Below are 12360 nucleotides of genomic sequence, written 5' to 3' on the forward strand. Positions count from 1 at the left end.
ATGGTGATACTCCATTACCAAGGAATGAGCGCGCATACTAGCGATAACGTCTAATGGATCCCATGATATGAGACAAAAATTCGATTAATTATGTTTAATTTGGCATCTCGCACTTCATAAATGGGAGATGCCGCACATTTATCGACAACTTGCTCAATGGTTTGCGAGGGGGTAGCGACCCAGTCGGCACTGTACAGCAAACCCCGCCGCCGCCACCTCTTCCGGGGTCATGGGACGGCTGAACAGGAACCCCTGGAAGACATGGCAACCCTGGGTCTGCAGGGCCGCGAGCTCGTGCTCCTCCTCCACCCCTTCCGCCAGGATCCCGAGCCCCAGACTGGTGGCCATGGCCACCGTCGCCCGGATCACCGGCAGGTTGAGTCCCACCACGAAGGAGCGGTCCAGCTTGATGGTGTCGATGGGCAACCGGTTGAGGTAGGCCAGGGAGGAGTAGCCCGTCCCGAAGTCGTCGATGGCGATCTTGATCCCCTGCTCGCTCAGGGCGTCGAGGATCTCGATGCACCCCTTCATGTCGAGCATCAGCACCGTCTCGGTCAGCTCCAGGGTCAGCAGCGCCGCCTCCACCGAGAATACCTCGAGCAGTTGGGCCACCAGCTCCGGCAAACTGGCAGAGAGCTGGAAGCCCGAGAGATTGACTGACACCGGCACCCTCACCCCGTCCTGTCGCTGCCACTCCCCCATCTGGGCCAATGCGGTGGAAAGCACCCAGCTTCCGATTTCCCGGATGAGCCCCATCTCTTCGGCCAGCGGAATGAACTCCGCCGGCGACACATGGCCGAGCACGGGATTGTACCAGCGTACCAGGGCCTCGAAACCGATGACCCGACCTTGCGCCACATCCACCTGGGGCTGATAGCGCAGGCTGAGCTCTCCCCGACCGACGGCCTTGGCCAGGAACTGCTTCAGGGTCAGCTTGCGATGCAGGCTCTGCTGCATGCTGGGGGTGAAGCGTTGCCAGCGAAGCCGCCCCATCTGCTTGGCCTGATACATGGCCATGTCGGCACGGGTGATGAGGTTGTCGCCATCATCGGCGTCGTCCGGGTAGATGGCGATGCCGATGCTGCCGCCGATGGTGACCTCGGGGACACCGCTCAGCTGCAGTGGCTTGCTCATCTGGGAGAGCATGAGATCCGCCACCTCCTGGGCCCGATCGCTCGCCTGGTTGAGGGGCACCAGGGCGGTGAACTCGTCCCCGCCAAGGCGCGCCAGCTCCACGTCCCGCGGGCAGATCTGCTTGAGCCGTCCGGCGACCCGCTCCAGCAGGCGATCCCCTGCCTTGTGGCCGTAGTTGTCATTGACCAGCTTGAAGTTGTCCAGATCCATGAACACCAGGGCAAAGCGCCCCCCGAGGCCGCAATAGGCTTCCAGGGATTTCATCAGGCCGTAGCGGTTGAGCAGCCCGGTGAGGGAGTCGTGCCAGGCCAGGTGGCGATGCTCCAGCTCTTCGAGCTTGCGATCCGTGATGTCCCGCATGGTCAGCAGGATCCGTGCCCCCTGCTGGATATGGCGAAACTGGTACTGGAACCAGCGCATCCCCTTCTGGGTGCGGCACTCCCCTTCGGCCACTACTTCGTCCAGACGGGAGAGGCGACGATAGAAGGCCTCGTCCGCACCGGAGAAGATCTGGGGCAGCGTCAGAATGCCGGTGCCAAAGCACATGTCGAAGTGATGGTTGCCGCTCTCGAGGCGCCCCTCGTTGTCAAAGAGACAGGCCAGGGTGTCGCCGGTGGCGAGGGAGGACTCCTGATAGAGGGTGTCGGCATCGATGACCGCTTCCGCCATCATCATCTGCCTTCCGGCAAGCTGGATCCCGGAAAGACGCAGATAGACCTGCTTCTTGACCCCCTTGGGCGAGAGGGTCCACCACTCGTTGTAACTGCGCTCCTGCTGGAAATCACCGAGATAGCGCTGCAGCAGCAGATCGATGGCGGCGGCCATGTCGGCGGAGAAATCCCGGGACTTCAGCTCGGCCAGGGAGCTCGCCTCCCAGAGCCCGAGGGCAGCATCGTTGGCCCAGTAAATATGATGACGCTGGATGTCATAGACCCAGACAGGCGTGTGGAGGACATCCATCACGGTGAGCAGGCGTTCGTCTAGCGTATTCATGTTGAGTGATGATTCATGCTGAAAGCTCATGGTCGAACCAGTCGCTTGCGCCCCCTGACAGGAGTATTCACGCTGGTACAAAATCCGTTCCGGCCCATAATCGGATAACAAACGGATGAAAAAAGGCCGAAATCATATGAAAACGCTACATGTGATCCCCATGGTACGAAGAAATGGACTCACACTGGTATTGTTGGGCATGGTGATAACCATTGCTATGATTTTTATACTTTTTTTTCTTCGTGAACAACTACTAATCCCCGCCATTTCCCTCCTCTTGGCGGGCCTGATGACAATTCTTGTCGGGGTTTGGAAACTGGGTGAGCCTCATTTTAGTCTCTCTTTGTGTCAGGACTGCCTGCAATACCATCACAAGTACGGCGGCTGGATCCTGAAATGGAGAAATATTCAGCGAATTGACCAACCACGTATCCATTTGGGGTGGGATCTGGTGGAGCTGCCCTACATCGGCTTGAAAATAAAGGATTACGACGCTTTTTTGACGCTGATCACACCCCGGCTCGCCGTCCGTCTGCTGACCGAGCAGCGCGCCGTGCTGATGCAGGCCATGCGAAGCGAGCGCTCCGACTGCCCGACCGGAGGGTGCGGCAGTGGGCTCCTAGGAGAGGGACTGCTGGAGGAGAGCCGCTTCTGCTCACCCTCCGGCCAGCGCTATGAGGGGGTGATCGCCATGCTCGGCAACCGGATGGCACGGCTGCGTGATCTGTTGGGGTACGATCTGCTGGTGCCCGACAACAGCCTGGACAGATCCCCGGAAGATTTCGTCCATCTGCTCCAGCAATACCAGCGCGAGTCGAATCTAATCCAGATCAATTAAACGCCGGATTGCGCTTGCCAAGCCCGGTGACTCTTCATAAGGTCACTGGCTTGTTACAGCCAGAACACCCCCTAAAACCGCTTATGAAGTACATCGAAGAGTTCTATCTGTTCGTCAAGGTGGTGCAAGAGGGCGGTTTCTCCCACGCCGCCGCTGCGCTGGGCATGCCGACCGGCACCATCAGTCGACGTATCTCCCAACTGGAAGAGCAGCTCGGATGCAGCCTGCTGCACAGATCCACCCGCAAGCTGCGTCTCACGGACGAAGGGCTGCGCTATTACGAGCGCCTCTGTACCCCCCTTGCGGAAATAGAGCAGGCCACCGGCGAAATTCGGGGTGAGGAGACGGACATCAGCGGCCTCATCCGCCTCGCGGCCCCCATCGCCCTCTCCAACACCATCCTGGTCGACATGCTGGTGGACTTCGGCCTGCGCTATCCCGGGGTACAATTCGACATCCGCCAGTCCAACGACCATGCCCTCCAGGCGGATCAGGACAGGGACCTGGTCTTTTTCAACGGCGAGCTCCCCCAGACCCTGCCCAACGCCCTCTGTCTGGGTCACATCCAGTACGGTCTGTTCGCCTCCCCCCTCTATCTGGAGAAGATGGGTGTGCCCTCCCACCCGACCCAGCTGGAAGAGCACGATCTCATCTACTGCTGGCCCCACCAGCACTGGCAACTGAGCGGGCGGGACAAACAGGCGATCTGCATCAAGCGCACTCCCCGCCTTTGCATCGACCAGACCCAGGCCGCCGTACGGGCAGCCCAGCGCCACCTCGGCATCGTCAACGCCCCGCAGCACTATGTGCACCCCTTCCTGCAAGATGGTCAGCTCGTCCCCGTCCTGCCTGACTGGCAGTCAGGAAAACGTCCCTTCTACATGCTCCATTGTCAGCCCCGGTTCACCCCGTTGCGTGTTAAGATGTTCGCCGATTTCGTCGAGAAGCACTCCGAGCGCTATCGTACCCGCCAGCAGAACGATCAATTTTCACCGGCGCAGCCGCTGCACGTTGCATCTGACGGCTGATGACCCACACTTAGCGCAATCCTCGTTGCACAGGTCGGCTAACACTATGAATGTATTGATATGTGATGACTCCGGGTTCGCGCGCAAACAGCTGGTGCGCGCCCTGCCCGCCGATTGGGGTGTCACCTTGCACCAGGCCGCGGACGGACTGGAAGGGGTCGAGCAGATCCTGATGGGGCACGGGGACCTGATCTTTCTCGATCTCACCATGCCGGAGATGGACGGTTATGGCGTGCTCGAGACCCTCAAGCGAGAGGGGGTGCGCAGCAAGGTGATCGTGGTCTCCGGCGACATCCAGCCGGAAGCCCATGAGCGTGTCATGGCTCTTGGCGCCCTCGATTTCATCAAGAAGCCGGCTTCCCCGGACACCCTCCTTGCCTTGCTCAAGCGCCACGGTCTGTGGCAATCAGCCACCCAGGTGACGGCCATCCAGCACCAGCCCGTCGCCAGCCACCAGGCTGCCCAGAGCAGCATCCAGTTCACCCCCGAGCTGCGGGATGTCTATCAGGAGCTGGCCAACGTCGCCATGGGCCAGGGGGCGGATCTTCTGGCCCGCCTGCTCGGCGCCTTCGTGCTGCTCCCCATCCCCAACGTCAACGTGCTGGAGGTCTCCGAGCTGCACATGGCGCTCTCGGCCGCCGCCGAGTCGGAGACGCTCTCTGCGGTCTGCCAGGGCTTCATCGGGGCCGGGATCGCCGGGGAGGCCCTGCTGCTGTTCCACGATGCCAGCTTCCAGGACCTGGCCCGCCTGATGAACCATCAGGGGGAGCTGGATCACGGCGCCGAGCTGGAACTGCTGATGGACACCGCCAACGTGCTGATTGGCGCCTTCCTGCGCGGCTACGCCAACCAGCTCGACACCCCTTTTAGCCAGGGTCACCCCGTGGTGCTTGGCCAGCACAGGCCCATTCAGGATCTCATTCGGACCAACCAGAGCCGCTGGCGCCGCACTCTGGCCATCGAGATCAACTATCGGGTGCAGGGCTATGCGGTGCAGTGCGATCTCTTGCTGCTGTTTACCGAAGATTCCATCGCCACCATGAACAACAAGATCATGCACATGCTCTGACCGCCCCGCGGCAGCAACCACCAGGAGTGACCATGGACATTCGGGAGTTTCATTGGCTGATGAACATCGTCCAGAATCTGGACGTGGGGCTGGTCGTGCTCGACAGGGAGTACCGGATCCAGGTGTGGAACGGCTTCATGGAGAGTCACAGCGGCCGGCTGGCAGGCGAAGTGCGCGATCAGGGGCTGTTCTCGCTCTTCCCCGATGTGGACAAGACCTGGTTCGAGCGCAAGGCCAACATGGTGTTCAAGCTCAACAACCGTGCCTTCAGCACCTGGGAGCAGCGCCCCTACCTGTTGCGCTTCTCCAACTACCGCCCCATCACGGGATCGGCCCCCTACATGTACCAGAACCTGACCCTGGTGCCGCTGGCCGACTTCGCCGGAGAGGTCACCCACCTGGCCATCATGATCTATGACGCCACCGACGAGGCCATGCTGATCACCGGCCAGCGCCAGGGATGACCGACCCGGCCATGACAACAAGGGCGCCCGATGGCGCCCTTGTTGTTGCGATAGGAAATGGCGTCAGCCACTCAGGTACTCGGTGAAGGCGTCGATCACCTCGTCGATGTCATCGTCGGTGATTTGCAGGTGGGTCACCAACCTGAGCTCCCCGTAGCCGGAGAAGAGAATACCGCGCTCCTTCATGAAACCCAGCAAGGTGGCGGGATCCTCCTGAGTCAGGCGCAGGAATACCATGTTGGTCTGCACCTCACCCATGTTGAGTGTGATGCCTGGCAACACGGCCAGCCCCTCTGCCAGACGCCTGGCGCGGCGATGATCATCCGCCAGCCGGGCAACGTGCTGATCCAGCGCGAACAGGGCGGCCTGGGCCAGGATCCCTCCCTGGCGCATGCCGCCCCCCAGCATCTTGCGCAGCCGTCTGGCGCGGGCGATGAACGCAGCCGATCCCACCAGCAGGGAACCCACCGGTGCTCCCAGTCCCTTGGAGAGGCAGACAGAGATGCTGTCAAAAGGCGCCGCGATGGCGGCCACCGGTTCCCCGCTCGCCACCACCGCATTGAAGAGGCGAGCCCCGTCCAGGTGCAGCTTCAACCCCTTCTCGTCGACGAATTCGCGCATGGCGCGCAGGTAGGTCAATGGCAGCACCTTGCCGTTATGGGTATTTTCCAGGCAGACGAGGCGCGTCTGGACGAAATGGGGATCATCGGGAGCGATGGCCCCCCGCACATCCTCGATGGCCAGGGTGCCGTCCGCCTGCATGGGGACGGATTGCAGGGCCACCGAGCCCAGCACGGCAGAGCCCTGGGCCTCGTAGCGATAGATGTGGGAAGCCGCCCCCAGCACGGCTCCTTCCCCACGCTGGCAGTGACTCATCATGGCCAGCAGGTTGGACATGGTGCCGGAGGGCACGAACAGGGCCGCCTCCTTGCCAAGCAGTTTGGCGCCGCGGCGCTCCAGCGCATTGATGCTGGGATCTTCCCCATAGACATCGTCTCCCACCTCGGCATGCAGCATGCTCTGGCGCATGGCTTCCGTGGGTTGGGTCACGGTATCACTTCGTAAATCGATATAGCGCATGTCATCCTCCTGATGCAGGACGATGACATTAACCAGCCGACACCCGGCTGGCAAGAAACGGCAAGCGGGAATGTGAGCCCGGCGGCTCACCAGGGCAGCCACTGACCCTGCAGATCCACGAAACGGCCCGAGTGCGCCGGCGTCAGTGTGGCCATCAGATCCAGCAGGCGGACGGCGACCTCGGCGGGGTCCTGCAGCAAGGTGGGATCCATCTCCTGAAGAAAAGGTTGCTGCATGGGGGTATTCATGAGGCCGGGATGCACGGTGATGACACCGGCGCCGGGAAAACGTCCAGCCCACTCACCCGCCAGGATCCGGGAGCCCATGTTGAGGGCGGCCTTGCTCATGCGGTAGCTGTAATGGCACATGGCCTCCTGGCCCCCTCCTCCAGGCTTCCCGCCCGATCCGAGAGGGTGCAGAGCCAGAGCGTGCTCTGGGGCATCATGCGCCGGCTGAGGTTGGCACCAAGGGCCAGGTGGGGCCAGGCATTGGCCAGCAGACTCTCTTCGAGCCATTGGGGGGTCACCTCCTCCACCCGCCGCTCCGGCATGTGGGCAAGATCATGGAGCAGGCCTATGGTGTTGATCACCACTGTCGGCAGGGTGGTGCTGTCATAGAGGGTGAAGAGGGCTTCAAAGGAGAGCGAGTCCACCTCCTGCAGCGGAAAGTAGCAGGCGGGATCCAGTCCCCTGGGCAGTTGCCTGCCCGCCAGCAACCACTCTTCTCCCCGTCTGGCCAGCGCCCGTGCCAGCGCACTGCCCAACCCGCCACTGCCCAGGATCAGATAGCTCATCTGCGTGTCCTTGGATTTGATCACTGCTTAGAGGGTATCAGAAGAATGGCGGACTGCCGGGAGCCCCCGTCAGGCTCAGGCCTCGGCCAGATGGCGCCCAAACTCCCGCGCCCGGGCCAGGTCCAGAAAACCGTCCGCCTGCTTGTGGCTGCGCAGGAACTGGTAATAGGCGAGCAGGGTCACCAGTTGCTCCTCATCCGGCATGGGTTTTCCCGGACGGGTCTCCTGCACCAGCGACCCCGCCGCCGCCAGCGCGTCCCTGTCCACCACCTCGGCCTGACGATAGAGATACCCGCAACCGGTGGCGAGCCACTCCAGCGAGCAGTTGGCCGCCATGGCAATCTGGTTCGCCTTGCCAAGGCCGGGCTCGGCCCCTTTCAGATACTTGCGGATCAGGGCTTCACTCAACCCCACCTTGCGGGCAAAGGCGCTCACGCTCCCCTCCCCAATAAGGCTTTGCAGCCTGGCGGCAAATCCTTCCATCACCCCTTCTCCTCTCACTGACACCGGGATCTTGACCCGTCGGAGTCAGAACCATAGTTCGAATTCGCGAAGGGGGCATTATTGCCTTGTCCGCCGGAAGAGACCAAGATGCTGGCACATGATTTTGCCCCTTTCTTTTCGCATTTTTATCTCCAGAGGAGTCACCATGTCCGTATCCCGTCTGGCCCTGCATGAGCAAGGCCCCACCTTCTCCCGCCTCATCATGGGCTACTGGCGCCTGATGGAGTGGCAGCTCTCCCCCGCCGCCCTGCTGGACCTGATGAAATATCACCTTGATCTCGGGGTCACCACCATCGATCACGCCGACATCTACGGTGGCTACCAATGCGAGGAGGCCTTCGGCCATGCCCTGCGCCTGGAGCCCTCCCTGCGCGATCGCATGGAGATCGTCAGCAAGTGCGGCATCGCCCTCACCGCCAATCCGGCCCACGCCCTGAATCACTACAACACCGGCAAGGGACACATCGTCGCCAGTGCCGAAGCCTCCTTGCAAAAGCTCGGCACCGATCATCTGGATCTGTTGCTGATCCATCGCCCCGACCCCCTGATGAACGCCGACGAGGTGGCCGACGCCTTCATCACCCTCAAGCAGGCAGGCAAGATCAAGCACGCCGGGGTCTCCAACTTCACGCCCCACCAGTTCGCCCTGCTGCAATCCCGCCTGCCCTTCCCCCTGGTCACCAACCAGCTGGAGATCTCCCCGCTCCATCAGGAGGGGACGCTGGATGGTGCCCTGGATCAATGCCAGCAACAGCGCATCAAGCCCATGGCCTGGTCCTGCCTTGGCGGCGGGCGGCTGTTCCATGCCCCCGAATATGCCCCGCTGCGGGCGGAACTCGAGCAGATCCGCCAGGAGGTGGGCGCCGACTGTCTGGAGCAGGTGGTCTACGCCTGGGTGATGATGCTACCGAGTCAGCCGCTGCCCCTCATCGGCTCCGGCAAACGGGAGCGGATCGCCGCCGCCGTGGCAGCCGAGTCCATTGAGCTCACTCGCCAGCAGTGGTTCCGCATCCGCAAGGCCGCTCTGGGTTATGACGTTCCCTGAGTCTGCACCAGACCCTGAAAACAAAAACGGCATGGAGGATTCCATGCCGTTTTCCGTTATCGAGACGATTCAACGATGGCGCTGGGGGCGACCACGGGGTGCATCCGTCTTCGGTTTGGCCTGATTGACCGTGATGGTGCGGCCGCCGACCTCGGTGCCGTGCAACTCGGCGATGGCCTTCTCGGCCTCACCATTGACCGGCATTTCAATGAAACCAAACCCCTTGGACTGACCGGTATCGCGGTCGATGATGATATCGACCTTGTCTACCTGCCCAAATTGGCTGAACACGGTTGTCAGTTCGTCGGCCGTCATCCGGTACGACAGATTACCTACGTAAATCTTCATGCCATCCACTCTCGATTCAAGGTGCCTTATCTATGCATCCACCGACCTGGGAGTAAGGGCACAACCCCCCTGCCGGACCAGCCACGGCATCATGCCATGGCACTTCCAGCTTCGTATCCCAAGTCCTTGATCTCTTGGGTTATCAGAGCAGGAAAGATCAAATCGAATCAGAGGCAGTATCTGAGCATTGGGATGAATTGTCGAGAAAATAGTCAGATCGGGTGCAGCTCGGCCAGCAATGTGCCGAGGGCACGACGCCCATGCCAGGCACGTTTGAACCCGAATCGATAGACCCCGGGGGCCACTTCGTGAGTCCCTTCCCGGGACAACCCGAGCAGGCTGGTGGCCGTCGCCAGGGTCACCTCATCCAGCCCGAGATCCAGGCTGAAATCGAGCCACTGGCCATCGTGTCCCACCTTGCGATCCCGCTCCATGCCCACCAGCACGGCCCTGGGCAGCGCCAAGGCCCGGTCTTCGCCGCCATTGAGCAGATAGAGATGGCGTTCATCCCAGGCAAGCTCCGCCAGACGCCAGCGCTGCCAGTTGCGCGGCAACACCATCATCACCAGCACGATACCGCCAAAGACCACCCCGACCCAGGGCAGCAGGCCCATGTCGGGATATCCCAGCCAGAGGGCGGCCACCACAGTGGCGAGACTCGCCAGCAACAGGCAGATCATCACCCCGTAAAACCGCCGGGCCGGGGGCATCAGCCAGCTCACGTTCTCTTGCGCTGCCAGCTCACTGACTCTCATCTTCTCTTCTCCTTCTGTGATGCGAACGGCCTTGCCGTCGCTGCGTTGCCGCGCATTGTGCGCGAGCGACGCGCCGCGATGCAACCGCCACCGCGACACGGATGACGGCCAGCCGCCACTCTTGGTATGCTTGGGGCTGTCTGAGCCCGCACTGGGCGCCATCCCGGGAGTCCCATGTTCGCCATCGCCCTGCTCTTGTCCGCGAGCACACTCTATGCCGAGGCCATCGGCGGCTACTCCGCCGGCTGCCTGAAAAATGCCGTGGCCCTGCCCCTCGAAGGCCCAGGTTATCAGGTGATCCGCACCAAACGGCTTCGCTATTACGGTCACCCCGACCTCATCCATTACCTGCAGCATCTGGCCAACCAGACCAGACTGGCCGGCATGCCGGATCTCTATATCGCCGACCTCGCCATGATGCACGGGGGGCCCTTTACCTCAGGTCATCGCAGCCACCAGACCGGCCTGGATGCCGACATCTGGTTCAGGATGGCTGACAGACCCATCAGCCGCTGGGAGCAGGATGCCCCCAGGGAGTGGGCGCTGATCGACGAACCCAGCTACCGGATGCTACCCGGCCGATTCGGTCCCAGGCAGCTCAATCTGCTGCGCCTTGCGGCTGATCGCCCCGAGGTGGCGCGTATCTTCGTCAACCCCGTCATCAAGGCCGAGGTGTGCAAACAGGCACCCGGTGAAGCCTGGGTCGGCAAGCTGCGCCCCTGGGTCGGCCACTTCAGCCACTTTCACGTGCGCCTGCGCTGCCCGGCAAACAGTCCGGACTGCCAGTCCCAGGCTCCCATTCCCCCCGGCAATGGCTGTGGGGAGGAGCTGGCCTCCTGGCTCAAGGACAAACCCCAGTTGCCCAAGGTGTCGATGAGCTACCGCGCCCCCCTCTTACCCAGGCGTTGTGAGGGCTGACCACAAGCTGTTATGGTGAACCTATTTCCGAGAGAAATATCAATGGAGAACAACAAGATGGCCACTTCACTCTGGCAGCGTGGTACCCGTGCCCTGCTGACCCTGACCCTGCTGCTGGGTTTGACCGGCTGCGGCATGAACACCATTCCGACCCTGGATGAGCAGGTCAAGGCGAGCTGGGGACAGGTCGAGAACCAATACCAGCGCAGGGCCGATCTCATTCCCAACCTGGTGGCCACCGTCAAGGGGTACGCCAGCCACGAGCAGGAGACCCTCAAGGCTGTCACCGATGCCCGTGCCCGAGTCGGCAGCGTGCAGGTGAGTGACCCCTCCCAGCTCAAGGCGTTCGAGGCGGCTCAGGAGCAGCTCTCCAGCGCCCTCTCCCGGCTGATGGTAGTGGTCGAGCGCTACCCGGATCTGAAGGCCGACCAGCAGTTCCTGACCCTGCAGGCCCAGCTGGAAGGCACCGAGAATCGCATCGCGGTGGCCAGACGGGATTACATCGAAGCAGTACGCCAGTTCAATACCGAGATCCGTACCTTCCCCGGGGTCATCTGGTCCAAGCTGCTTTACTCCGATCTGGAAGCCAAACCCACCTTCAGCGCCAAGCCCGGTGCCGATGAGGCGCCCAAGGTCAGCTTCCAATGAACGTGATGAGACGCTGGCTGGCGCTCTGTCTGCTGCTCTGTGCCACGGCACTGCATGCCGCCCCCGATTTCCCGGCCCTGACCGGGCGGGTGGTGGACGAGGCCAATCTGATGTCCCGCAAGCAGGCCCACCAACTCGCACAGCAACTGGCCGTCTTCGAGAAGCGCAGCGGCGTCCAGCTGGTGGTGGTCTCCATCGACACACTGGCGGGGGATACCATCGAAGAGTACGGCTACCAGCTCGGTCGCCACTGGGGCATCGGCCAAAAAGGCAAGAACAACGGCGTTCTGCTGATCATCGCCCAGGACGAGCGCAAGGTGCGCATCGAGGTGGGTTATGGCCTGGAAGGTGCCCTGCCCGACGCCATCGCCGCCAATATCATCCAGACCCGGATCCTGCCCGCCTTCAAGCGCGGTGACATGGTGGCCGGCATCCTCGCCGGCAGCCAGGGCATCATGCAGGCCCTGGCCGGGGAGTATCAGCCCGTGGACCACGCCAGCAAGGCCGACAAGCAGGGAGGTCCCTGGCTCTTCATCCTGGTGGTGATTGCGATGATCGTGCTGCACAACCTGCGCAGCGGCGGCGGTGGGCCGGGAGGACGTCGCCGGGCCGCCTACATGGCCGGTGGATTCGGTGCCGGCTCCTTTGGCGGCCGCACTGGCGGTGGTGGTGGCGGTTTCAGTGGTGGCGGCGGCAGCTTTGGCGGCGGCGGTGCATCTGGCGGTTGGTAATCAGGGAAAAAG

At 62.2% G+C, this 12360-nt stretch carries 13 protein-coding genes and 1 pseudogene; 8 read left to right on the forward strand and 6 right to left on the reverse strand.

All coding sequences use genetic code 11. The annotated features are described in order from the left end of the window. Positions 1 to 153 precede the first annotated feature (153 nt). Positions 154 to 2094 carry a putative bifunctional diguanylate cyclase/phosphodiesterase gene (locus tag C2U47_RS00005; RefSeq protein ID WP_029314665.1) on the reverse strand — a complete coding sequence of 647 codons (1941 nt, stop codon included), beginning with the start codon at positions 2092 to 2094 and terminating at the stop codon, positions 154 to 156. Between the two features lie 322 nt (positions 2095 to 2416). On the opposite strand from C2U47_RS00005, the gene C2U47_RS00010 reads away from it, so the two are divergent. The 4 genes from C2U47_RS00010 to C2U47_RS00025 all read left to right on the forward strand — a co-directional run bounded on the left by C2U47_RS00010 (position 2417) and on the right by C2U47_RS00025 (position 5526). Then, positions 2417 to 2965: a DUF2982 domain-containing protein gene (locus C2U47_RS00010; protein ID WP_223918117.1), complete on the forward strand. Its 549-nt coding sequence runs from the start codon at positions 2417 to 2419 to the stop codon at positions 2963 to 2965. An 83-nt stretch (positions 2966 to 3048) separates the two neighbouring features. Next, a complete protein-coding gene (locus C2U47_RS00015; RefSeq protein ID WP_010675012.1) occupies positions 3049 to 3993 on the forward strand; it encodes a LysR family transcriptional regulator in 945 nt (314 codons plus the stop codon). Between the two features lie 46 nt (positions 3994 to 4039). After that, positions 4040 to 5062 (forward strand): response regulator, encoded by a 1023-nt coding sequence (locus C2U47_RS00020; RefSeq protein ID WP_029314668.1) that lies wholly within the window; start codon positions 4040 to 4042, stop codon positions 5060 to 5062. 32 nt (positions 5063 to 5094) lie between these two features. Beyond that, the gene (locus C2U47_RS00025; protein WP_010675014.1) at positions 5095 to 5526 is read left to right on the forward strand and encodes a PAS domain-containing protein; all 432 of its coding nucleotides are present in this window, start codon (positions 5095 to 5097) and stop codon (positions 5524 to 5526) included. A 63-nt stretch (positions 5527 to 5589) separates the two neighbouring features. Here C2U47_RS00025 and ltaE read toward each other — a convergent pair whose 3' ends face one another. From ltaE to C2U47_RS00040, 3 genes and pseudogenes are all read right to left on the reverse strand, one after another. Then, on the reverse strand, positions 5590 to 6606 hold the full coding sequence (gene ltaE, locus C2U47_RS00030) for a low-specificity L-threonine aldolase (RefSeq protein WP_010675015.1): 1017 nt from the start codon (positions 6604 to 6606) through the stop codon (positions 5590 to 5592). Between the two features lie 86 nt (positions 6607 to 6692). Then, a pseudogene (locus tag C2U47_RS23695) lies at positions 6693 to 7399 on the reverse strand (short-chain dehydrogenase). Between the two features lie 75 nt (positions 7400 to 7474). Then, on the reverse strand, positions 7475 to 7882 hold the full coding sequence (locus C2U47_RS00040; protein ID WP_010675017.1) for a helix-turn-helix domain-containing protein: 408 nt from the start codon (positions 7880 to 7882) through the stop codon (positions 7475 to 7477). A gap of 166 nt (positions 7883 to 8048) precedes the next feature. On the opposite strand from C2U47_RS00040, the gene C2U47_RS00045 reads away from it, so the two are divergent. Continuing rightward, positions 8049 to 8948, forward strand: a complete 900-nt coding sequence (locus tag C2U47_RS00045; RefSeq protein ID WP_010675018.1) for an aldo/keto reductase — start codon at positions 8049 to 8051, stop codon at positions 8946 to 8948. A 69-nt stretch (positions 8949 to 9017) separates the two neighbouring features. Here the strand turns inward: C2U47_RS00045 and C2U47_RS00050 are convergent, their stop codons facing one another. Both C2U47_RS00050 and C2U47_RS00055 read right to left on the reverse strand, forming a co-directional pair. Beyond that, positions 9018 to 9296 carry an RNA recognition motif domain-containing protein gene (locus C2U47_RS00050; RefSeq protein WP_029314670.1) on the reverse strand — a complete coding sequence of 93 codons (279 nt, stop codon included), beginning with the start codon at positions 9294 to 9296 and terminating at the stop codon, positions 9018 to 9020. A 212-nt stretch (positions 9297 to 9508) separates the two neighbouring features. After that, positions 9509 to 10051 (reverse strand): hypothetical protein, encoded by a 543-nt coding sequence (locus C2U47_RS00055; protein ID WP_010675020.1) that lies wholly within the window; start codon positions 10049 to 10051, stop codon positions 9509 to 9511. A gap of 174 nt (positions 10052 to 10225) precedes the next feature. Here C2U47_RS00055 and mepA point away from each other — a divergent pair, with 174 nt between their 5' ends. From mepA to C2U47_RS00070, 3 genes are read left to right on the forward strand one after another with little or no spacing between them, the layout of a single operon-like run. Further along, positions 10226 to 10969 carry a penicillin-insensitive murein endopeptidase gene (gene mepA / locus C2U47_RS00060; RefSeq protein WP_010675021.1) on the forward strand — a complete coding sequence of 248 codons (744 nt, stop codon included), beginning with the start codon at positions 10226 to 10228 and terminating at the stop codon, positions 10967 to 10969. Between the two features lie 42 nt (positions 10970 to 11011). Then, positions 11012 to 11617 carry a LemA family protein gene (locus C2U47_RS00065; protein WP_010675022.1) on the forward strand — a complete coding sequence of 202 codons (606 nt, stop codon included), beginning with the start codon at positions 11012 to 11014 and terminating at the stop codon, positions 11615 to 11617. Then, positions 11614 to 12348: a TPM domain-containing protein gene (locus tag C2U47_RS00070; protein WP_043154789.1), complete on the forward strand. Its 735-nt coding sequence runs from the start codon at positions 11614 to 11616 to the stop codon at positions 12346 to 12348. The genes C2U47_RS00065 and C2U47_RS00070 overlap by 4 nt, the downstream gene beginning before the upstream one ends. Positions 12349 to 12360 lie beyond the last annotated feature (12 nt).

This window comes from Aeromonas sp. ASNIH7 (assembly GCF_002903485.1).
Lineage (GTDB): Bacteria > Pseudomonadota > Gammaproteobacteria > Enterobacterales > Aeromonadaceae > Aeromonas > Aeromonas caviae.